This is a genomic window from Methylosinus sp. Sm6 (assembly GCF_019802345.1).
In the GTDB taxonomy this organism is placed as follows: domain Bacteria; phylum Pseudomonadota; class Alphaproteobacteria; order Rhizobiales; family Beijerinckiaceae; genus Methylosinus.
In genome coordinates, this window is record NZ_JAINDZ010000002.1 from 136486 (window position 1) to 157840 (window position 21355).

Annotated in this window: 17 protein-coding genes and 2 pseudogenes; 5 read left to right on the plus strand and 14 right to left on the minus strand. The window is 62.6% G+C overall.

Annotation, left to right across the window (positions count from 1 at the left end; all coding sequences use genetic code 11):
• Window positions 1–8: 8 nt before the first annotated feature.
• The 4 genes from K3F48_RS02490 (at window position 9) to K3F48_RS02500 (ending at window position 3503) form a co-directional block, all read left to right on the plus strand.
• A complete protein-coding gene (locus tag K3F48_RS02490) occupies window positions 9–890 on the plus strand; it encodes a hypothetical protein (RefSeq protein ID WP_222573823.1) in 882 nt (293 codons plus the stop codon).
• Window positions 891–1194: 304 nt separating this feature from the next.
• The gene (locus K3F48_RS02495; RefSeq protein ID WP_222573824.1) at window positions 1195–3156 is read left to right on the plus strand and encodes a type IV secretory system conjugative DNA transfer family protein; all 1962 of its coding nucleotides are present in this window, start codon (window positions 1195–1197) and stop codon (window positions 3154–3156) included.
• Between the two features lie 9 nt (window positions 3157–3165).
• Window positions 3166–3294 (plus strand): hypothetical protein, encoded by a 129-nt coding sequence (locus K3F48_RS24130; RefSeq protein ID WP_255608037.1) that lies wholly within the window; start codon window positions 3166–3168, stop codon window positions 3292–3294.
• Window positions 3295–3317: 23 nt separating this feature from the next.
• Complete coding sequence (locus K3F48_RS02500; protein WP_222573825.1) at window positions 3318–3503, plus strand: hypothetical protein; 186 nt, start codon at window positions 3318–3320, stop codon at window positions 3501–3503.
• A gap of 222 nt (window positions 3504–3725) precedes the next feature.
• Here K3F48_RS02500 and K3F48_RS02505 read toward each other — a convergent pair whose 3' ends face one another.
• A complete protein-coding gene (locus tag K3F48_RS02505) occupies window positions 3726–4487 on the minus strand; it encodes a hypothetical protein (RefSeq protein WP_222573826.1) in 762 nt (253 codons plus the stop codon).
• 296 nt (window positions 4488–4783) lie between these two features.
• On the opposite strand from K3F48_RS02505, the gene K3F48_RS02510 reads away from it, so the two are divergent.
• The gene (locus K3F48_RS02510) at window positions 4784–5095 is read left to right on the plus strand and encodes a hypothetical protein (protein WP_222573827.1); all 312 of its coding nucleotides are present in this window, start codon (window positions 4784–4786) and stop codon (window positions 5093–5095) included.
• Between the two features lie 23 nt (window positions 5096–5118).
• Here K3F48_RS02510 and K3F48_RS02515 read toward each other — a convergent pair whose 3' ends face one another.
• The 13 genes and pseudogenes from K3F48_RS02515 to K3F48_RS02575 form a co-directional block, all read right to left on the minus strand.
• On the minus strand, window positions 5119–6618 hold the full coding sequence (locus K3F48_RS02515) for a relaxase/mobilization nuclease domain-containing protein (RefSeq protein WP_222573828.1): 1500 nt from the start codon (window positions 6616–6618) through the stop codon (window positions 5119–5121).
• Window positions 6615–6953: a plasmid mobilization relaxosome protein MobC gene (mobC, locus tag K3F48_RS02520; RefSeq protein WP_222573829.1), complete on the minus strand. Its 339-nt coding sequence runs from the start codon at window positions 6951–6953 to the stop codon at window positions 6615–6617. The genes K3F48_RS02515 and mobC overlap by 4 nt, the downstream gene beginning before the upstream one ends.
• 442 nt (window positions 6954–7395) lie before the next feature.
• Window positions 7396–7629, minus strand: a complete 234-nt coding sequence (locus tag K3F48_RS02525; RefSeq protein ID WP_222573830.1) for a hypothetical protein — start codon at window positions 7627–7629, stop codon at window positions 7396–7398.
• A gap of 660 nt (window positions 7630–8289) precedes the next feature.
• Window positions 8290–9243, minus strand: a pseudogene (locus K3F48_RS02530) (DUF2493 domain-containing protein).
• Between the two features lie 457 nt (window positions 9244–9700).
• On the minus strand, window positions 9701–11425 hold the full coding sequence (locus K3F48_RS02535) for a UvrD-helicase domain-containing protein (protein WP_222573831.1): 1725 nt from the start codon (window positions 11423–11425) through the stop codon (window positions 9701–9703).
• Window positions 11422–13269 (minus strand): AAA family ATPase, encoded by a 1848-nt coding sequence (locus K3F48_RS02540; RefSeq protein WP_222573832.1) that lies wholly within the window; start codon window positions 13267–13269, stop codon window positions 11422–11424. The genes K3F48_RS02535 and K3F48_RS02540 overlap by 4 nt, the downstream gene beginning before the upstream one ends.
• 243 nt (window positions 13270–13512) lie before the next feature.
• Window positions 13513–14484, minus strand: a complete 972-nt coding sequence (locus K3F48_RS02545) for a toprim domain-containing protein (protein WP_222573833.1) — start codon at window positions 14482–14484, stop codon at window positions 13513–13515.
• A gap of 12 nt (window positions 14485–14496) precedes the next feature.
• Window positions 14497–18867: pseudogene (locus tag K3F48_RS02550) on the minus strand (strawberry notch-like NTP hydrolase domain-containing protein).
• 123 nt (window positions 18868–18990) lie between these two features.
• Window positions 18991–19515 carry a DUF6878 family protein gene (locus K3F48_RS02555; protein WP_222573834.1) on the minus strand — a complete coding sequence of 175 codons (525 nt, stop codon included), beginning with the start codon at window positions 19513–19515 and terminating at the stop codon, window positions 18991–18993.
• The gene (locus K3F48_RS02560; RefSeq protein WP_222573835.1) at window positions 19512–19874 is read right to left on the minus strand and encodes a hypothetical protein; all 363 of its coding nucleotides are present in this window, start codon (window positions 19872–19874) and stop codon (window positions 19512–19514) included. Before K3F48_RS02560 ends, K3F48_RS02555 begins: the two co-directional genes overlap by 4 nt.
• 10 nt (window positions 19875–19884) lie before the next feature.
• A complete protein-coding gene (locus K3F48_RS02565; RefSeq protein ID WP_222573836.1) occupies window positions 19885–20355 on the minus strand; it encodes a DUF6878 family protein in 471 nt (156 codons plus the stop codon).
• 99 nt (window positions 20356–20454) lie between these two features.
• Window positions 20455–20829: a hypothetical protein gene (locus K3F48_RS02570; RefSeq protein ID WP_222573837.1), complete on the minus strand. Its 375-nt coding sequence runs from the start codon at window positions 20827–20829 to the stop codon at window positions 20455–20457.
• A 74-nt stretch (window positions 20830–20903) separates the two neighbouring features.
• Window positions 20904–21287, minus strand: coding sequence for a hypothetical protein (locus tag K3F48_RS02575; protein ID WP_222573838.1), 384 nt, complete (start codon window positions 21285–21287; stop codon window positions 20904–20906).
• Window positions 21288–21355 lie beyond the last annotated feature (68 nt).

The following is a 21355-nucleotide window of genomic DNA, read 5'->3' on the forward strand; positions in this document are numbered from 1 at the left end:
GGATGGACATGCGTGCGCATCCCCGCTCCTCCCGCAGCGGCGGCCAAGGCCGAAACATCCGGCTCGGCGCCTTGTGGCTCGGCATCCTCGTCCTCGGCGGCGGCTTCGGCGCCGCCGCCTGGACGACGCTGAACCGCCCGCCCGACGCTTTCGAACTCTGCCAAAGCGGTCATATCGGCGTGAGCAGTATCATCCTTATCGACGCAACCGACATGCTCACGGAGATTCAGAAGCGTCGCGTGAAGGCGTCGATCGACGCCGAGCGTGACCGGCTGCCCTATGGCGGGAAGCTCACGATCGTGACGCTCAACGCCGCCGACCCCGGACAGCCGGTCGAGGTGATGTCGGCCTGCAATCCCGGCAAGGCGTCGGACAGCAATCCTCTGTTCGTGACCGCGAGCAAGGCCCAGAAACGCTGGGCGGAGACATTCGACCACCCGATCACGGCGGCGATCCGGGAGGCGGGCGCGAGCGCCCAATCGTCGGACAGTCCGCTCATCGCCACGATCGCAGCGCTGCCGACGCGACCCGATTTCGATGGGCGGACGCCGACGCGCCGCCTCGTGATCATCTCGGACATGCTGGAGCATGTGCGCGGCGGCTATTCGCATCTTGGCGGCGGCAATTTCTGGAAGAGCTATCGGGCCTCTTCCTTGCCGCGTCTCGCGCCGCTCGAACTGCGCGGCGTCTCGGTGGCGATCGATTATCTCGCCCGGTCGCCTTACGCCGGGGTGCAAGGCCCGGCGCACCGGCAGTTCTGGCGCCGACTGCTCACGCAAGCCGGCGCGAGCGAGGTGACGTTCATCGGCCTTCCATCGGCGGACGATGACGAACTAGACGATATGCCGAAGCCCCGCAAATCGCCCAGCCCGAAAAAGAAGAAAGGGTGACGGACATGCTGAGATTCTTGCTGCTCCTCTTTCAGGCGATTTTCTCTATGGGCCTACTCGCCTGTCGGCTCGGCGCATTGCTGGGCGCGCTGCTGGGGCGGACGCTCGTCGCAGGGGTCATGGCCCTCCGGCGAAATGGCGCAACCCGCCGCAGTTCGCCTTCTCCCCCGGCGGCAGCGTTCGATCCGGTCACTCCCACCCGAGACGGAGCAAACAACGGCGCGTCCCGCGATCCCGCCTTCACGCCGCGCCCGCTTCGCGCCCGTCCACGCAGGCGGCGCTGATAGGAAAGGAGGACGGGGCAATGCGAGACGGATATTCGGGCGACACTTGGCTCATTCTCGCCTCGGGTCTCGGCCTTCCGGCGCTGATCGCTGGCGCAACAGCGACACCGAAGAACGCCGCCTATGCCGCGCCCGACCGCCTCGTTCTCACCGTTTTGGTGTTCGCCGTGACGCTGGCGGGCGTCGCCATCCTCGTCACCGCCACCCGCCGGCGGGCGGACAGGCGCATGGCCGAACGCTATGGCCCGGCTTCGTCCGCCGTGCGCGACACGCTGACCTATCTGCGCCACGAGCAAAGGCTGGCGCGACGCGGTCGGCTTGCCGCCCTTCTCGGCAGCATCGGCGCGTTCGGCCTTTATCTGCTCGCCCATTGGCCGCAGATGGGAGCGTTGGCGCCGTTCCGCGATGCGCTCGGCTCCATGAGCCTGTTGCTGTTCGCCGCCATTCCGGCGCTGGCCCTGAAAAATCGCGGCAATCACATCAACACCTGGTTCCTGAAGCGCTATCTCGCCCAGCAGATCGAGCATCTCGGCTACCGGCCCGGCGCGAGGCGTCCGATCAGCGCCATGCGCCCGGAGGAGATCGTGACGACGGAAGCGCCGGGGCGCTTCAGGATCGCGGGCTTTCCCTGGACGTTCGACGATTTCATGAAGAATGCGGCGGTGTTCGGCCAGGTCGGTTCGGGCAAGACCGTCTGCGTGCTGAATTCGCTGCTGGTCGCGTTGATCGCCTCGTCGTCGGACGCGCCCCTCTCCATTTCCGGGCTCGTGCTGGACGCCAAGGGCGACTTCTACGGCAAGCTGCAAAGGCTCTGCGAAAGGCTCGGGCGCGCCGATGATCTCTATGTCGTCGACCCCGGCGCGTGGGGCGCGGCGGCGCGGACGCGGCGCTCGATTGCCTGGAACCCCCTCGACAATGCCGACGACGCGCTCGAAGTGGCGACGCGGCTCGTGGCGGCCTTGCGCCTTCTCGGCCTCGAACAGGGCAATGACGGCTCCTATTTCCTCGACGCCGCAAAGGCGTTCCTGCGCCATGGCATCGTCCTGGTGCGGGCGGCGGCGGGAGGCGAAGCGCCGTCGCTCATCGACGTGTACCATCTCTCACAGGAAGGCGAGGCCGAGACGCCGCTCTATCACCGTCTTCTCGTCGCCATCGCCGGGCGGTTTCCGGGCGCGACGCCGCAGGAAGTCGATGACGCGATCGGTTATTTCGAGAAGAACTGGGCGGCGATGGCAGACCGCGAAAAATCGGGCGTGCGCGGCACCATCACGCAGCTTCTCGACGAATTCCTGGTGCCGCCTTTCCGCGAGATGTTCACCGGGCGCTCGACCATCAGCATCGCCGACGTGATCGACAAGGGCAAGATTCTCTATGTCCATATGCCCGCAGCCGACCGCGAGCGGATGAGCCGCGTCGTCAATACACTCGTCAAGCTGGAGTTCCAGCGCCAGATCCTGCGCCGGCCCGGCAAGGAGCGTCCGAGCTTCTTCCTCTGCGACGAATTCCAGACCTTCTACACGAGCGGCGAAGGACGGGGCGATTCCGATTTCTTTGAGCGCTCCCGCGAGAGCCGCCACGCCAATATCGTCGCGGCGCAGAACATCTCGGCCTTTCTGAAACGCACCCGGAATCCGCACGACGTGAAGAACTTTCTCGGCAACTGCGCGGTGAAGATTTTCCTGCGCAACACCGAGGAGGAGACGAATCGTTGGGCGTCGGGCCTGTTCGGCCAGCGCTCGGAGATCGTCATCACCACCAGCGAGCAGGCGGCGTTCGACGGCGGGCTGTCGCGCCGTCGCCACACGAATTACGGCCGCGCCACGCGCACCCTGCCACGCGTGCCGCCGGAAGCCTTCGCGCAACTGGCCGTGCCCATGCGCGGCGAGGCGGCGCGGCAATATGCGGACTCCATCATTCACCTCGGCTCTCGCGGCGAGGCAGAGCATCACGCGCCGCTCTGGCCCGTCAATCCGTTGCGGTGAACAAGAGACATGCGGCCCCCTCTTCTCCCCCTTCTGGCCTTCGCCGCCCTGATGCTGATCGCGTTCGCGTCGCTGCACGACCTCGCGATAATCGTGGGCCATGCGCTTGCGCCGTGGTTCGGCTGGATGCTGCCCTGACTTTTCAATACGGAGGATCGACCATGCTCGGCGAACTGTTTCGAACCGGCGTTCAACTGACCCAGGTGATCGGCCTCTGCTGCCTCCTCTGGGGCGCCTTCATCATCATCGCCGCCATCGGCGCGGGCCGCGGCCCCATCGACCTCGCCAAAGGCGCTCTCCTCATGGCCTTCGGCGTCTACCTCGCCGGACTCGGACAGGGGCTGTGAGACATCTATTTCTCCGTCCCGCCCGTCGAACGCGTCGGTTTCGCACGGATTTTATGCAACAAACCCGCAGATTCCGCTCGCGGGCTCCGTCCCGAGATGCAATGCTCAAGCCCTCTTAGGTCGTTATCACCAATAACAAATTTCTTTATCGACGCGTTCACGCTTATGTGAAAGTCTTGTTATGCACATATTGCCGCGTAGCCACTGCTTTTCAGTTCTGCGTTAATTCACATTACATTTGCTCTCGTCCACCCCAGCCTTGTGCAGGTATTCTTTTATCGCGGTGGACATAGGCTTTCCTAGAAACTGTCCAATTATCCTGCTTCCAAGCACTGCCATATTGACGCCGTTGTCAATGTTTTTTATGACGATAGTCTCTGTAAAGCCATGCGGACCACCCGGTAGATCGAACACAATTTGCAGCTCATCTTTTGACTCTGAGATGCTACGGCGCAAGGCAGATGGGACGCGAGACTGGTCCAGTTTTTCATGATAAGCATGCAGGTCCACATGTGGAACTCCGACACAGCTTACGGTGAACCACTCTCCTGTCGGCGGCTGTGCTATGGAAACGCTTTGTTGTGCCGGCAGAACTGGGAAACTCTCCTGATTCGTGCTTCTCACAAAGTCTATCAACTTCATTCGCCGCTGTTCGTCAGTGATCAGACCGGCTCTGACTAAAAATTCAAGATTATCTCTGGCCTTCTTCCGGTCGTTATTTGTTTTGATCGCCTCCAATAAAAGTGCCGCCTCATCCTTTCTGTCTTCTAGATCCCGTTGATAGATTCCGTTGATGGCTGCGGCTCCGGCGTTAGCCGTCGCGGCGATAGCCGCCGCGATTATCGCCGCACCGATCGGCGTTTGCCACAGAGTGCGCCGGGCTTCGGCCTCTTTCACGGCGACTTCACGTTCTTTTATTGCGATCTCGCTGGCGCGTGCGTCACGTTCACTCTCCCATTTCTCCCGTTCAAATGCCTCCTGCACGGCCGAAGGGGCTCCGCCTGCGGCATCGACTGCCTTGGGTTCTGATGAAGAATCCGATACGTTACGCGTAGTCACTTCTCGCTTGTCCCCATTTGGCTCGTCCGAGCCAGTATTCTACACTGGGGACGAGAGTCGCATAAACCGGTTATATGGAACCACCTGCCGTGAAGACGAGATTTTCAAGCGCTCCCGGCAGTCGACCCGGCACCCTTGACTCGTCGCTATCGTCACGGCTCGCGGCGGCGCTTTCCAAGACTTTTCATCTCCTCGCGGTGGCGGGCACGGATGGGCGCGAGGTGGCGGTGGATTCGACCGGGCGTCTCGCTCCTCGCCTTCTCCAGCGACTGCCGCAACGCCGCTTCCTGTTCGCGGGCGAGGCATTCGAGGGCTGCCGTGCGTCGAAGGGCGCAGACCTCCTGCATCGCCAGCAGGAAGCGATGCGCGAAGCCCTGCCGGATGGCGGCCTGCTCCTGTCGGCGCTCGGCGGCGATCGCGAGGCGGACGCTGAAACGCGCCGCGAGAATCTCGACCGCATGCGCCTCGCGCAGCGCCGCATAGTCGGACGCCGCCGAAGGCAGGGCTTGCCCGCTCCGGGCCCGGGATCGTGAAGGGAGCGGACGCCTGGGCCCATTTATCCGCTCCGTGACCGTTCCAGGTCTCTCTTTTCCTTCCAGACGTCCCAGGCCTCGCGTTCGGCCTTGTCGCGCCGGGCTTTCTCTTCCGCCGGGTCGGGCGGTCGCCCGCGCTTCACGCCGAAACGCTCGAGCGGGTCGATCTCCTGCGGCGGCGGGCGCGGCGGTTTGGTGTGTCCGCCGACCATGCTTTCGCCGAGCGCGCCAATGATGGACAGCAGGCCGCCCGCAAGACCGGAGGCGAGATCGCGGGACGGCGCTGAGGACGGCGCCGGGCTGGTCTGCGTGAATGACCGCTCCTTCGGCGGCGCGGCGCGCCCCGGCGCCATGCCTTGATTGCGCGCCGATACGGGCTCGCCCTCGATCACCCGACCGCGACGAATGCCGAAGCGGTCGAGAGGGGAAACGTCGGTGATGGCGGACTTCCCCGCTTCTTCCCTCTCAGGCGAAGGATAGGCGCGGTCGAGCAGATGCGGCGAACGAAGCCCACGCTCCTGCCGGTCGATCAGCTCGGCGCGCTCCTGCTTCTGCATATCGAGAAGAACGCGGTAGTCGCGGTCGCGTTGTTCGCGCAGTTCGGCAACCGGCTCCTTGCGGCGCTCCTCCAGCGCCTCCTTCTGGCGGGCGATGAGACCGGCGCGGATGTCGGCAAGCGCGGAGGGTTCGAGGCCGTCGCGCTTCGCAGCGTAATAGCTGGCCCATTGCGGCCGAAACTCCTCCCGCACCTCTCGATAGAGGGCGCGGTCGAGCGTCTTGTAGGCCTGCTTGCCCTCCGCAAAGAAAGCGAGGCGTTCGTCCTTCTGCTGCTGTTTCAGAATTTCCCATTCGTTCCGCTCAAGCCCCCGGCGGATGTCGATGCCGCTCATAAGGGCCGGGGCGAATTCGTTGCGGGCTTTTTCGGCGATGAGCTCCCTCTCCACCTGCTCGCGGATCGTGAGCCATGCCGGGCGCGGCTCGTTCGCCTCGCGCTCGGCAACCGGCTTCAGGCGCTGCTCGCAGAAAACTTTGCCTTGCTGCTGCTCATAGGCCAGCGCCCATGCCTGCGCCCGCCGCTTCTCCAGCCCGTCATCGAGCTTCAGGCCCGTGACGGGATGAATGGCGTTGACGATCAGATGGACGTGCCGGTGTTCCTTGTCGTCATGGGCGACGAGGATCGCCTGATGCTCCTTCCAGCCCATATGGTCGAGGAAGGATTCCGCCGCCCGAACCATGTCGGCGCGCTCGGGTTTCTCGCTCGGGTGCCAGTTGAGGGAGACGTGCTTGACCGGCTTCTCCACCTTTCGGCCAACGGTTCGCACTCCGGCTTCAGCCTTCAGGAGATCGGCGTCGAGGCAGGTCGTCAGCATCTCGTGGACGGAGCTCGGCACATGGTCGTGTGCGAGATTGAGGGTATGCGTCCAGGCCACACGTTCCGACGTCGACGCATGCTCGGGATCGTGGGTCAGATAAGCGGCGACACCCTTGAACGAGGCGCCCGGCCTGGCGAAACGCACGATCATCGGCGCGCCTCCGCAATGAGTTCGCGGATGTCGCGCAGAACCGCTTCCACTTCCGCCGCCGAGACGCTGCCGAAACGGTTGAGCTGCCTCGCCACCTGATTGAGGTTCTGGCCGACGCGAACCCATTGCTGATAGGTCAGCCGGTCGCATGTGGACATGGTGACGATCGCTTCGACCGTGACGCCTTCGTTGAGCAGAATGGCGCGAGCAAAAGGAACGAGCCGCAGGCCGACGGCGTCGGCGCGTCGTTGCAGCCGGACGAATTCGTCGCTTCGCAGCGCGATGTTCAATTGCCGGTCGCGTTTCGGTATGGCGTTGTCCTGCGTCATTGACATGGGGTCTCGAAAGCTGAGCGCATGCGTCCTGGGTTGTCAGGGGCCACCTTCCCGGCCCCTGACCGAGCGTGCAGCCTAGGCTGCACACATCTCGCTACCTGTTGGTTCGTTTTACCCTTCGCTCTGTGCCCCGAACATCGGAAGGAATTGCAATGCGCAACGATCGACGCCTGTTTCCGCCTGTTCACATCGATGTGCATTCATCGACACGCACGATCACGCGATGACAGTTTGCACAATGATGTACGATGAATTCCATTGATGCGCTGAATGCGTTCGACACAAGGGTGCTGCCGCCATATAGAATATGGTACGCGATGCGCGTGGCTGCTTTGTCGAGCCGAACGTCGCTGTGCAATCGCGCCCGGCGGTTTCGCGATCGAGGTACAGCACGAATTCGCCCGCCCATGACGGACGAGCGAATTGCGTGCGGTTCGCGATGTCACATGACGCCGTCGTCGTCTGGCTGATCCGTGGGCTCGCCGTCCGCCGGTTCGTCCGGTTTCGGTTCGACCAGCACGAGGCGGCCATCGACAGGGAAGGCTTCCAGTTCGATCGAGAAACCATTTCCGGTGCTGTGTGGCCAGGCTGCGCCGATGCGCGTCCAGATCGCCTTCTGGCCTCGGCCACGGTTCTTCACGGTGTAGGCGTAAAGCGTGGGTTTGTTGTTGCTCATGGTCTGTTCCTTTCGTCAGGTTCGAAGGCCACGCACCATTGCGCGGCTTCGTGGGGGCACATGGCCAGAGCGATCGAGCGGGGGCGTTCAAGGCTGCGTATGCACCGCGTTCGCGGCGCGACGCTGCACAAGCCCCTCGCGTGCGAGGGGCGCGGAAGCGAGCGGCCTTGAAGGCTCCTGCGCGCTCTGGCGTGATCCCCACGATTGAAGCCGCCGCATGGGTCGCGTGGCTGACGACGAAAGGACGGCCATGCCGCCACAGGCCCGTCGCTGGCGCTACCGTGCAAGATATTCCGGGGAGATGGCGGCAAGCATCAGCGTGGCCTCCGACCACGCACGGGAATGGTTGCGAATGGAATGCAGGGCGTGTTTGAGCGGATGTGACGAAACCAGAAGACGGAGGTCACGAAGCCGACGAACAGCAATCTATCGGCATTGCATCGTGCAGCGTCGACTGCGCGTCGTCGGCGGGTGATGCTGCGGGGCGATGATAGCGCGGCGGTCGGGCGCGACAAAATCCGTGCCTCGCGTCGCTCGATGAGCAACGCTTCAAAATGAACGGGCGAGCATGAAACGAACGGGCGAGCATGAAACGAACGGCGTACAGATCATGATCCCTTCAAATCGACATCGATTTGAAGGGATCATGATCGTGATGTTTCAGGCGCCGCTCGCCTCGCCGAAGCGCCAGACAGGAATGCCCATCTTGCGCGCCTTGTCGATCAGGTTCGATGAAATGCCCGAGCCGGGAAAGGCGATCACACCGACCGGCAGCGTCTCCAGCATCGCATCGTTCCGCTTGAAGGGAGCGGCATTGCGATGACGATTCCAGTCCGGCCGAAACACGACCTGCGCAACCTTGCGATTGTCGGCCCAGCGTGCGGCGATCAGCTCCGCGCCGCGTGGCGCGCCGCCGTGCATCAGCACCATGTCGGCATGCTTGGCCCGAACACGATCGAGCACGGCCCAGATTTTATGATGGTCATTGAAGTCGACTCCGCCGGTGAAAGCGATGCGAGTCCCGTCAGGAACAAATAGCTGCGTTTCCGCCCGTTGCCGCGCCGCGATGAATTCGCGGCTGTCGATTACCGCCGACGTCAGGCTGCGATAGCTCACCATCGAGCCGTTGCGCGGCCGCCAGGCCGAGCCGGTCACCGCCTCGTAGCACTCCGCCGCCGTGTCGCGACAGAATTCATAGGCGTTGCGTCGTTCGACGAGGCTGAGACCCTGATCCAGCAACCGCTCCAGCTCCACCGAGCGAATTTCGGAGCCGTCCTGCTCCAGCCGGGCGCGGCGCTGCGCCTGCTCATTGTCGTCGAGCTGAGCTTCAATGCGATTGATCTTGCGATGAAAGAGATTCACGAAAGACTACATCAAGTCCGCCATGTCGTCTTCCAGGCGGGTATCGGTCAGCATCGCCGCAAAGCTCTCCACGATCGCACCGAGCTCGGTGCGCACACGCTCGGCTTCGGGCAATGGGCGGGGATCAGGCTCGTCGCTGCCGGGCCGGTAACCGTAGAGCGCCAACTCGTCGAGCAGATGCGCGGTCGGCGAATTAGCCTGCGGCGCGTCGTCGGATTCATTGTCGGGAATGGAAAAGGGATAGCGTGTCATAGCGGTGTCTCCTGTTGCTGGTCTGGCCGCGCAGATGAGCGGCCTTCACAGCGATCGTCCGCCGGGGACGGAGACGGCCCGCACCCCGCAGCCGGCTTGCCGGCAAGGGGCCGTAGCGAAGCGGAGGATGGCGGGCGGTGGCTATTTTGGTTCGCGATGCAAAGCCGGGCGGCTTGCCGCCCGGCGGCGGAAAATAGCCGCCGAACGCCATTGCGGGGCGTCGCCGTCCCTGGCAGATCGCCGCTTGTGAAGGCCGCTCACGCGGCCTTTGACCAGCCGGGAGACAGCGCGGCACGCATGCCGTTTCGGTCACGCGATGGAAGCAAGAGGCCGACAAGAAATATCGTGAAGCACACACGGAACGTGCCGGTGCGATGGAAAGCATAAAATAGGCGCGACAGGTGCTCGCCAATCTCTGCTATCGCCCGCTACACCGTCACGCCGATGAACTGTTATGTTAATTGTTGAATCGATGCCCCTGAAGCAATGGCGATGGTGAGAAGGCATCGGTGAGCAGAAGAGTATGATGACGCGCTCTGGTTATGCCGACACGGAGCAGACGCCTGCTCTTTACATGGGGAGAAATTTCGCTATCCGGCGAAAAAGGCGAGAGCCGACCGAGGTGGAGTAGAATCACACCGTCGAACTCTTTCCCCTTTGATTTGTGCATGGTCATGACGTTGAGGCCTTCCAGGCCACCCTCGGCACCAACGATTTGGTCTTCCGTAATGGCAGCTTCGATAAGCGTACGGGCCTCCACATAGCTTCCATAACGCTGCCAAGTATCGACAAGGGTATCGGCGATACGCCTACCTCGGTTGAAGGCCATGAGATAGATTACGTTTTGGGCAATCAGTTTGAGTTCCTCGACGCCGCTGGCGGCAAAACGGCGACGAACAGAAAGCCAGTCGGCTCCCGGCTCGCCCGTATGGGATTCCATTGAAAGCGCTTCGAGAATGTTCTTCAACGCTGGAGGGCACCGCGCCCGTCGTCCCATCCGGCCTGCGCGAGCGTCATGCGCAGCGCGGCGCAAGGTACCGGCTTTCGTGGTGTTCCCACGGCTACGATAGACCTCCGCGATAAGATCCAGACCGATGGCGAGCGCTTGCCAGACGTCAGTGATCGGTTCGAGGCAAAGTGCGACGACGCGCGTGGCAAGCAAGACCTCTACCTCGTCCATAACAACGCGATGCGGGATCTCCCTAACTCCATTGCCGCCTTGCAGAGCCCTAGCAATAATAGTGACACCTTTCCCCCAGTTAGTGAGATAGCCGATACTAGTCGGCGGGCACCCAGTCTCTGCCTTGATATTACGATAGAGCATGCCGACAGCTTGGCGAATAGCGGTGTCTCGTACAGTGGCATCGGGTCGAAATGCACGTTGGCTGACGCCGCGATAAGGCGTGCCACGAGGGACATTGGCAAGAATGTCATTTCCACATTTGAGGATTTCGACCCCCGGACTGCGGTTATTCTGGGCACCGAGGTCTATCTCTAACGGCTTAAGTACCGCCATGATGTCGGCCAATCGGTGAGGGCTAACATCTCGGCGGAAGTCATAAATTTGCTGATCGAGGTCGGCCAGACACAGAAGTTGTGTATGATCCGCCAATGTAGCGATACAGTTCCATTGCTCCGTTCCCGTATCCTGCGCCTCATCGACGATGATAAGGGGGTATTGATCGGCCAGTAGGAGGCGCAAAGCTTTGCTACGAGAGAAAAGTTCAAACGCCTTTGGAGCGAAGAGATCGAACGCAATGCGCCCTTCCGCTAGAAAAAGCCGCTCACGCTCGGCATCCCAGATTGGATCATCGTCCTTAGCACCGTCACGGAGCGCCCTCTCGTCATGGGGAGCAAGAAGCGAGATGTGCTTTGGGGCACCCAGGAGATATCCGTGCCCGCGGACGAGCTGCCAGCAAAAAGAATGAAAGGTCTGGATATCGAGTGACTGGCGAGCGACACGTGGCAGATTGGCGCGCGCAGCTTGCATAATCCGTGCGACTGCGGCCCGGGAGAAACTTAGAAAGAGAACTTTCTGTGCAGGCTGAAGCCCAGCTTCGATACGAAGAAGCGCCTTTCGGAGTGCTACGGTCGTCTTGCCACTACCAGGCCCGCCTGTAACGACGACATGGCCCGTGGCCGAAAGTATCTGATCTCGATCAGGGCAGGACACGAAGGTCATGCAGAAAGCGCCTCGGACGCTGACGCGGTCGCAGAGGACGTTTGCTCGCTCCCTTCTCCGTTTTCATCGGCTGTCGACTTCGGCGGCAGCGGAACGACAATGGGACGTGGAAACGCGAGATAGATATTGGATAGGAAACCCGTGATAGATGGCGGCAACTCTTCTGGTTTGCAGAGGTCAAGGAGTTCGGCGACTCGCCCCCACCCTTTGCTGTCTCCGAGGACGTTTTTTGTGATGAGGCGTACCTTTTCGTCATCGGGGCGCACAGCAGGAATTCCGGCGTTTGGAGCGGTTCCAGCGTCGCGGACCGCTTCGAGGAAGGCCCACTGGTGGTCGACTAAGACCTCGGTGACCAGTAGCTCCTCCATTCCCGCATACGCAATTTCATTGAGGAGAGTAAACCCGGCCGCCGTTAAGGCAGATGCTTCCTTGGCGCTGCGCCTCTTCTTGTCAAGAAAAGCGAAGGCAGGCAGACCGAGGGAAACGAAAAACCGTCCAAACTCGGCGATCGCGCCATCCCCATCCGGGGTGATGATGGATACGCCTGCGAGATCCAGAGGATAGTTGTTTTGATCTGTCGTCTCCATTACGGCCGCGACAGCTTGGAGCGCGACGACTTCTGTAAAGCCCTCAGCAACGATGACGCCCTTGGCCAACATCGCTTCAGCGAAGCCGCGGCGTAGGTAGCGCCGGTAGGTCTTCGTCTTTACCTCGGCAGCAAGCGTTACACGTTGCCCGGTTATGCTGCCTGCATCGTTACGACGAAGGATTACTGTCCGTTCAGGCTCGAAGCTCTCGATCACATAAGGGGAATGTGACGTCACAAAGCATTGGGTGGTCTTCGTGAGCAGGTAATCAGCGATGCGACGCTGTGTATGGGGCGGCAGCGCAATTTCCGGCTCTTCCATTGCGAAAATGACGTTTTCGTCTTTCAATTCGGCAATGAAGCTTAGCAGAGCTAGAACCAGTGTATTGAGCGTGCCTGTACCAACTTCATGGAATGGAACAGGCTTCTGATCAGGTGAAATAGAGAGAAAGAAACTCAGCGTCTTACGAAGGTGTTCGCGTGTCAACTGAGAAACAAACAAACGGGTCGAATCTCCCGGTTTGGCCATCGGAATATAATCGGAAAGGCGTTGCTCAATACTGTGGAGAACGGGCGTTAATTTTTTAGCACCATCGTCGATAGGCGGCGTCAGGGCTTCTAGACGATTCCGGACGTGCTCCCATATACCTGTTTGCAAGCTCTGGATGCGAAGGATGACATCGAGCAGTGACCCACGTTCGAGACTGAGAGCACGCGAACCGGTGCGAAGCGCTCGAAGATATAGAAAGCCGAAGGTTCTCCGTACTGCCCGTGATACCTTACTTTCATCTTCATTGTCGGCATCATAGATTGTGGCATAGTGTGTCGACGCCTGAAATTCGTCCTCGTCTTCGTTGTACCGGGCAATCGTGATCAGTCGCAGCGCCCACTGTAGCCCGTCGGCATCGACGTCATCGATTTCGCCCTGCTCAAGCAACTTTCGTTCGGTGGGGTTCCACCGCTCTAGGTATGTTTTGCAGGATCGGCGAACGGTAGGTGTGACATCGGTCAGGAGGACTTCGATCCGAATGTCTATCGGCTTGCCTTCGGAATCCAGGTAGTCGGCGTTATAAAAGTCATACTCCTCGACGACAGGAAACCGACTTTGACGGTCTGGCCCAAGGGCGAGTTCGAGGGCTTCGCAGATAGTTGATTTTCCGACGTTATTTCCGCCAATAAGAAGGGTATGTCCATGAAATTCAAGTTGAGCATCTTTGATGCCTCGGAAATTTTTTATCGACAATTTGCTAAGCTGCACGATGCCCCCCTATGATCGGATCGTAGAAGGATAGACCGGATGCAAGCAAGCCGGCAACATTTCTCTGCTTCGTGGGAGTTGCCTCAGCACCTTCCGGAATGACAACGTGCTGCAATCTGGGCGGCGAACACGACGAAAAATGCACAAGTCGGTGGTCGGCGCAGGTCGCGGCGACGAATAAGCAACAGGGGCAAATCACGATGGTCATCAACGCGGTAAGCGTTGTCGGATGGCCAGCACGCTTCACGACATGTCATCAGAGGGAGGTCGATACAAATCTTCATTGAAATCCCCTCGCGTTGGCACAAGGTCGCGCACGTCGACGCCTGAAAGGCGACCGCGCTCGTGCAGGCGTGCGGCGGCGGCGAAGCCGGCTGCGTCGCGGTCGATCGCGACGTAGAGACGACGTAGCGTCGGCGGGAATTCCAGCGCCGCAAGGTGATTGGCGGAGAGCGCCGCCACCATCGGCAGTTCCGGCAGCATGGATTTGAGCGAGAGGATGGTCTCGATCCCTTCCCCGGCCACCAGAATGTCGCGGGCGCGGCCAAAGCGCACGCCATTGCCGAGCAGATGGCCGAGCGCCCGGCGCGGTTCGGGGAGCGGCGCCTTCTGCGGCTTCTCGCGATCGAGCCAGGTGCGATGCACGCCGGTCACACGGCCTTGCAGGTCGGTGACGGCGGCGAGAAGGCCGGGCCACGCGAAACGCCTACCGCTCGCCTCGTCCCGATACCAGAGCGACGGATGGAAGCGGAGCGAAGGCCAGTCGAGCGGCGCGGTGATGCCTCGGGCGCGCAGATAGGCTTCCGCATGAGTGCTCGCGACCGGTCGTCCGGCGCGAAACAGCCGTCGCGCCGCTTCCTGCGCATTCCCCCGCGCCGGAAATGGACGCAACGGCACCATGTCGGCTTGCGGCAGGCAGAGAAAGCGGCGCGCCTCCTCGCAGGCGTCCCGGAATTTGCCGTGGCGGCAATTTCCGGCGATGAGATCGAGCAGATCGCCATGCTCCCCCGTCGCGGCGTCGGTCCAACGGCCTGCCGCTCCCGGGCCGGACTCCGGCCCCGTCAGGCGAACATAGAGGCTGCGCCCCTGCGCATTGTGAATGTCGCCGACGAGCCAGTAGCGGCCCTGGCGACGGCCATTGGGGAGATAATGACGGCACACCGCCTCGGCATGGCGCGCAAGGCGGCGCGCCAGATCGCTGGCACGAACGGTCATGACCGCCTCCCCTCACGCGACGCCGAGATGAGCGACATGCAGAAGCGGATGGCGCTCCATGAGAGAGGCGAGAATATCCGCGCCCGCCGATCCCATCGGCACGAACAGACGCAGTTTCCAGGCGATGATTTCCGAGACGAGGCCTTGCGCTTTCAGGCGATCCACCATGCCGTCGGTGAAGCCGAACAGCTCGACGCGGTGCGCCCCCATGACCTTGACCCGGCGCAATTGCAGGCCGTCCTGAAGGTCGAGCACGACGGCGCTTTCCGTGAGCGCCGCCCAGGCCTCGGGCGCGGTCATCGGCTGCGTGTCGGCGGAGAATGCCTGCGCGACCCGGCCGGGCGGAACCACGCGACCGATGACGCGCTCGCCTTCGTCGGTCTGGAGCCGGTAGACCCGGCAGCTTTCGCTCGGCAGACGCTTCCAGATCGGCAGCAGCAGGCCGGTCACGATGTGCATCCGGCTCTCGGAAAACTCCGGCACGGCGGCGAGCTCGGCCTCCCAGGCGGCGACGAAACCGGCGCGGTCTGCCGCCTCCCAGTTGGTCTCGCCGAGCGCCTCGATCGACAGGGTCGTGCGTTCCATGGGCCGCAGCAGGCGAACGCGCCGCTCGACCGAGCCGTCATCGAGCATGAGGCTCGGCGCTGGAACCTGCACGGCGGCGCGGCCCGACTGCGTGTTGACGAGCAGCCTTGCGGCGGGCTCGTCAGCGCGATTCAAGGCCTCATGAAGCGCGAGCGGTTGGTTGCGATCACGGCGCTGAATGGTGAAAAGCTGTGTCTCCGCACCGCTTCCCGGATGCGTGTAGAGCGTTCGCCGTTCGATGACGCGCAGCGATTCCGCCTGAACCGTCTCGACGCCGAGATCATAGACGCCGCCCGCGATAGCGCCTTCGATCTGCACATGCAGCAAATCCTCGAAGGCGCCGAATAGCACGTTCTGAAGGTCGATGGGCAACGCCAGCAGCCGGTTGAGGAAGGTCGTGATCGGCGGCAGCTCGTCGCGCAGACCGCCGCCATGGTCGCCGAGATCGAGGCCCGTCGCGTCCTCGAAGGCCTCCAGCGAACAGCCCTCGACCTTGCCGGCATAGAGCTGCGCGTAAAGCTGGCGCAGCGCCGCACGGCCATAGATCGACTCCAGATTATCCTCGGCGCGGAACAGCCCTTGCCCGCCCGTCTGGCGCTGGCCCTTGGTGATCGCGCCGAGCGTGTCGAGACGCCGCGCAATGGTGGAGAGAAACCGCTTCTCCGCCTTCACATCCGTGGCGACGGGACGGAACAAGGGCGGCTGCGCCTGATTGGTGCGGTTCGAGCGCCCGAGCCCCTGAATGGCGGTATCGGCCTTCCACCCGGCTTCGAGGAGATAATGGACGCGCAGCCTCTGGTTCTTCGCATTGAGGTCGGCATGGTAGGATCGCCCCGTGCCGCCGGCGTCGCTGAACACCAGAATGCGCTTGGCGTCGTCCATGAAGGCCTGGGATTCCGCGAGATTGGCGGAAGGCGCCCGGTTCTCGACCGCGAGACGCTCGCTCCCTGAATCCGACTTGCGAACAATGCGGCGCGAACGTCCCGTCACCTCGGCGACCTGATCCACGCCGAAGCGCTGCACGATCTGGTCGAGCGCACCCTGCACCGGCGGCAACGCCGCGAGCTGTTCGATCAGCCGGTCGCGGCGCTCCACGGCTTCGCGGCATTGCACCGGCTGGCCGTCGCGCATGACGGGACGCGAGCAGAGATTGCCCTCGTCGTCGGTGAAGGGCTCGAAGAGCTGCGTCGGAAAGCTGTGCGCGAGATAATCCAGAACATATTCACGCGGCGTGATGTCGACCTGTACGTCGCCCCATTCCTCGGCGGGAATGTCGGCGAGGCGGCGCTCCATTAAAGCCTCGCCCGTCGAGACGATCTGCATGACCGCCGCATGGCCCGCCGCGAGATCACGCTCGACGGCGGCAATCAGCGTGGGCGTTTTCATCGCGGTGATGAGGTGATTGAAGAAGCGCTACTTGGCGCTTTCGAAGGCCGAGCGCGCCGCCGCTTTCGCCTGCGCGTTCAACGAGCCGCCTTGCGCGCCGGTAATGTTCGCCGCCTGCATTGCGGCAGCAAGATTGTTGTGAATGATCTTGAAGGCTCCGGCATAGGCGTCATAGATGCGGATCTGCTCCGGCGTCAGCTTGTGCTCGACGAGCTCATAGGCGACGCCCTCGTAGGAGAGCGAGCGCGCTGCATAGAGGCCGAGCGCTTTCAGGTCGCGGGCGAGCACCTCCATCGCGGCGACGCCACCCGCTTCGATGGCTTCGACGAATTCGGCGCGGGTGGCGAACGGGAAATCCGCGCCGCCCCAGAGGCCGAGGCGCTGCGCGTAGGCGAGATTGTGAACCGTGGTGGCGCCCGTCGCCGAGACATAGAGAATGCGGGCGTTCGGCAAGGCGTGCTGCAAGCGCAGGCCCGCACGGCCCTGCTGCGATGGCCCCTGATCGCCGCGCTCGCTCTTGCCGCCGCCGGCATTCTGCATGGCGTGGGATTCGTCGAAGACGATCGCGCCGTCGAAATCCCGCCCCAGCCAGTCGACGATCTGCTGGATGCGCGAGGCCTTGGCGTCGCGGGCCTCGGAGCGCAGCGTCGCATAGGTGGTGAAGAGAATGCCCTCGAGGAGCCGGATCGGCGTTCCCTGGGCAAAGCGCGAGAGCGGCGTCACCAACAGCCGCTCCTGTCCCAGCGCCGACCAGTCGCGCTGCGCGTCCTCGAGCAGCTTGTCGGATTTGGAGACCCACAGCGCCCGGCGGCGGCCCTTCAGCCAGTTGTCGAGCAGCACGCCCGCGACCTGACGGCCCTTGCCTGCGCCGGTGCCGTCACCGAGCATCCAGCCGCGCCGAAAGTGCACCGCGCCGTCAGCATCTTCCGGCGCGGCGGCAATCCTGTCGAACGTCTCATCGACCGTCCATGAGCCTGTGAGAAAGCCGCCATGGGCTTCACCCGCATAGATGACGCTTTCGAGCTGCGCTTCGGAGAGCAGCCCGTTCTCGATCACCGTCTTCGGAAGGTGCGGACGATAGGCCGGTTTGGGAGGCGCCACGGACGCCATCGCCGCCGATTGCACGAGTTTTGTCGGATGCGGCTTCGCGTCCACGATGCGGATGGATTGCAGCGCATAGCCTTCATACAATGCCTCGGTGATGTGACCGCCTGCGGCTGGCGCCCAATCGCAAGGTTCGTAAGAAAGCTCGATGATTTCGCCGGAATTGGCGGCAGGCGGCGGGGCTTTGCGCGGCGCGGCAGCACGGGCCGGTCGCGCCGGACGGGTGGCAATAGCCACCTTGGCTGACGAGGCAGGCGGGCAGACTGGCGCGATCGGCTTGCGTGGCGGCACGAGCCGCATCACCCAGTTGAGAAGCGTCGTGGCGTCGGGCGCGAGTCCGGGCGAAGCCGGAAAGACGGTTGGATTCTCCGCCGGGATGCCGTCGATGACGGTGAGGCGCGTATCGACATTGGTGCCGTGCCGGGCATAGACGCGCCCGTCGATGGCTGCCGAGAAGACGACGCGGCCCTTCTCCTGCAAGCGGGCGAACCCGTCGCGCCAGGCGGGGGCGTCGGGCGAGAGATTGGCCCCGGTGATGGCGACGAGACGCCCGCCCTCCGTCAGGCGCGCCAGCGCCGAGCCGATATGGCGCAGGGCGGCGTCGGCCATGCGTCCGTCGACATGCGCCGCCACGGAAAAAGGCGGGTTCATGAGCACGACGCTCGGTGCGACGCCGACATCGAGATGATCGTGAATATGGGCAGCGTCGTGCTGCGTTACGGTGGATTCCGGAAACAACCCTTCCAGCACTCCGGCGCGAATGTCGGCCAGTTCATTGAGAATGATCGACGCGCCGGACAGCTTTGCGAACACCGCGAGCAGGCCGGTGCCGGCCGAAGGCTCGAGCACGCGGTCGGCGCCTGTCATCGCCGCCGCCTGGCTGGCGACAAAGCCGAGCGAGATGGGCGTCGAGAATTGCTGCAACGCCTGGCTTTCCTGCGATCGGCGCGTCTGGGAGGGCGTGAGCGCAGAGAGCCGCGCCAGCATGCCGAGAAACGCCGCCTGTGTGGCGGCGCGCTTGCGCATCGTCGCACCGAACTTCTGGAGGAAGAGAACCTGCACGGCTTCACAGACGTCATAGGCCTGCTTCCAGTCCCACGCGCCCTCGGCGTCGGTCGCGCCGAAGGCCTGCTGCATGGCGGCGCGCAACGCCGGCGCGTCGATCGGGCTCCCACGTTCGAGAATGGGCAGGAGAAGTCGCGCCGCCGCCAGCAGCCGTGAGGCTGTTTCGGACGAGGTCGGCGTTAAAGCGTGCGTTGAATTTTCGGTGGCGAATGCAGGCCGGAGGGCGGGATTGGGAGGAGTCATGGAGAGGTCTTTCCGGAGAGCGAAACGGGAGAGACCGGCAGACGGCTCTCTCTCGCCCGTCCGGCTCACCCGCCTTCCCGGCCTCCTCTTCCTCTCGCCCGCCCGCCACCGAGGGATGACCGTTCAAAATGTATATTCGTACAATACCGATTGAATAACGCGCTCATTGTAAGCCAACGTGATGCTGCGCTTCGCGACGTCGAAAGTGAATTCGCCGAACGCTCCCTCATCACTCTGCCAGCCCCGATGCAGGTCTTCCAGTAGATCGCATGCGAGACATTCGAGCGCGTCATGAAGCGTAAGCGGCGAGCGTTCGAGCGCTGAACCGTCGCCCATCGGCCGCACGAGCTCGATTCCTGTATTGGCAAGAGAAATTACGCCGCCATCAGCATCACAGGCCCGAATATCATCAACCTGCCCGGAGCCGCTGTAACCATCGAAACGCACCGTGACGACCGCAATGCCTGCTGTGCCGAGCGCGTCGAATAGCATCTTCTTGTTGGTAGGCAACGCTTCGTTGCCGAACTTCCTTCGTGCGCGGGCTTGCGCGAAGCAGTCCCTATCAAATGAGAGTGTGGATGTTTCAATCGGTTCGGACGTGAAGAGTCTCCTGAAGGAATTGGTTGGAAAGAGGCAGATGGCATTCACGCGCTAATCGCGAACGGATCGACGTCACGATGAATTGGCTGCGCCCGGCCCATCCACGGCTCGGGCCGGATGCAGCGCACCCAGTCGGCGAAGCTCGGAATGAAGCCGAGGTCTTCGCGCACATGCTGCTCGCCGATGAGGCGCACCGGCACGACGCGCCCCGTCGAAATCGTGATTGTCGGCCCGAAGAACCGCTCCAGCATGAAGATACCTTCGGCATGGTGGCGCAGCGCCCGGTGACGAAAATCCGCAGTGATCGCCTTGGACTCGTCGAACCATTGGTGCAACGGCAGATAGTCCTCCGGCACGCCGCCCCATTTTTTGACCGAAGAGAGCGCGTGGTGATAGCAATGTCCCATGTTCGCCTCCTCAAAATCTGTGTTCGAAATATTCCGATCCGACAAAGCGCTCATTGTAGCCGAGCGTGATGCTGCGTTGTGCGACATCGAAGATGAATTCTCCAAAAGCGCCGTCGTTGTTCGGCCAGCCGGAGTATGTCTCGTCGAGGAAGCCATAGGCGAGCTCTTCGAGCGCTTCCCGGATCGTCATGTCGCAACCCTCGACGGCAGAGCCGTCGGCAAGCGGCAGCGCATCTCCCAACCTGGAGTCGAGCAGTTCGGCGTGAGGCTTCGAGGAGTCGATTTCGATGCTTTCGGTCTGCCCGGAATCGCCATAGCCGTCGAAATGCAACGTCACGGTTCTGACGTCATGCGCGGCGAGAGCGTCGAAGAGCGCAGCCTTGGTATCGGACAGCCTGCTATCGGTGGAGCCTTGATCCTGCCGCTCCGCCGCTCCGGCAGCGTCGCACGCGATGGTGGCAGGTTCGGTCGGTTTGTTCATGAGAGTTCTCCAGACGAGAGCGAGGAAGGAAAGGCCGTGGGGCCGCTCTCTCTGAAGCCCGCCCGGCTCGCCCACCTCCCAGCCTCCCTCTTCCTCTCCTCATGCCGCATGATTGCCGATGCTCGTCGCACCCATGACTTGCCGCACCTTGTCGGCCAGCGCCGGAATGTCGTCGAGCAGCGACAGTGACGCAAAGTGATTGGGTCCGCCAACATAGTCACGTCGCCCTTCGCAAGTGCGAATGAGAATGCCGGTGTCGGCGCCCATGGCGGGCTGACAGACCTGCACATAGACGCGCTCGTGATGCAGCGTGATTTCGCCGGACACGGCAATACCGGCGAGATTGGAGCGCAGATCGTAAGAGGGTGAAGAAAAGCCAAGCGCCGCTGCGAGGCGGCGCAGCCGGGCCCGCGCCTGTGAGTGAAAACGGCGTTTCTGTTCGGGCGCATAGGCGCAGGTCAAGTACCAGTTCATTGTCAGTCTCCATGAATGAAAAAGCCCGGCGCGGAGGCCGGGCTGTTGGTCGGAATTATGTGTGCTGTTTGCCGCTACGCGACACGGCGGGCCGCATTGGCGCGACAGCGTTCGCGCCACGCTCGGGCATAGTCGTTGTCGGTCGGCGTGAGCAGGTCGAGGATCGGCTCGGGGCAATCGGACTCGTACGGCCCCATAGTTTCGGTCATATCCTTATAACCGAACAGGTACCCGTCACTGGCGTGCGGATTGTAATCGACGAGGCAAACGACCGCGAACACCTCGCGTTCGCGCCCTGGCCGCTTCTGCTCGACGGCGGCATAATAGACACGCTGCGCGACGAGCGCCGATTTCAGCACCAGTGAGCGGACGCCGTCCTGGTCATAGGTCAGTTGGTCATCGAGATAGTGCGACGGGCCAACATGGCCCTTCAGGGATTTCATATAGAGCCAGCCCATGAGCGGCCTCCGTTGAACGAGGGTGAAAAACAAAGAGGCCCGGCGCGAGGCCGGGCCAGAGTTGCGTG

What these genes read in the sequence shown, in the direction of transcription:
- K3F48_RS02495 (WP_222573824.1), top strand. Translation starts at nt 1,195, where the DNA reads ATGCGAGACGGATATTCGGGCGACACTTGGCTCATTCTCGCCTCGGGT.
- K3F48_RS02545 (WP_222573833.1), bottom strand. Translation starts at nt 14,484, where the DNA reads ATGACCGTTCGTGCCAGCGATCTGGCGCGCCGCCTTGCGCGCCATGCC.
- K3F48_RS02565 (WP_222573836.1), bottom strand. Translation starts at nt 20,355, where the DNA reads ATGAACAAACCGACCGAACCTGCCACCATCGCGTGCGACGCTGCCGGA.
- K3F48_RS02560 (WP_222573835.1), bottom strand. Translation starts at nt 19,874, where the DNA reads ATGGGACATTGCTATCACCACGCGCTCTCTTCGGTCAAAAAATGGGGC.
- K3F48_RS02575 (WP_222573838.1), bottom strand. Translation starts at nt 21,287, where the DNA reads ATGGGCTGGCTCTATATGAAATCCCTGAAGGGCCATGTTGGCCCGTCG.
- mobC (WP_222573829.1), bottom strand. Translation starts at nt 6,953, where the DNA reads ATGTCAATGACGCAGGACAACGCCATACCGAAACGCGACCGGCAATTG.
- K3F48_RS02515 (WP_222573828.1), bottom strand. Translation starts at nt 6,618, where the DNA reads ATGATCGTGCGTTTCGCCAGGCCGGGCGCCTCGTTCAAGGGTGTCGCC.
- K3F48_RS02525 (WP_222573830.1), bottom strand. Translation starts at nt 7,629, where the DNA reads ATGAGCAACAACAAACCCACGCTTTACGCCTACACCGTGAAGAACCGT.
- K3F48_RS02535 (WP_222573831.1), bottom strand. Translation starts at nt 11,425, where the DNA reads ATGACCTTCGTGTCCTGCCCTGATCGAGATCAGATACTTTCGGCCACG.
- K3F48_RS02570 (WP_222573837.1), bottom strand. Translation starts at nt 20,829, where the DNA reads ATGAACTGGTACTTGACCTGCGCCTATGCGCCCGAACAGAAACGCCGT.
- K3F48_RS02490 (WP_222573823.1), top strand. Translation starts at nt 9, where the DNA reads ATGCGTGCGCATCCCCGCTCCTCCCGCAGCGGCGGCCAAGGCCGAAAC.
- K3F48_RS24130 (WP_255608037.1), top strand. Translation starts at nt 3,166, where the DNA reads ATGCGGCCCCCTCTTCTCCCCCTTCTGGCCTTCGCCGCCCTGATGCTG.
- K3F48_RS02500 (WP_222573825.1), top strand. Translation starts at nt 3,318, where the DNA reads ATGCTCGGCGAACTGTTTCGAACCGGCGTTCAACTGACCCAGGTGATC.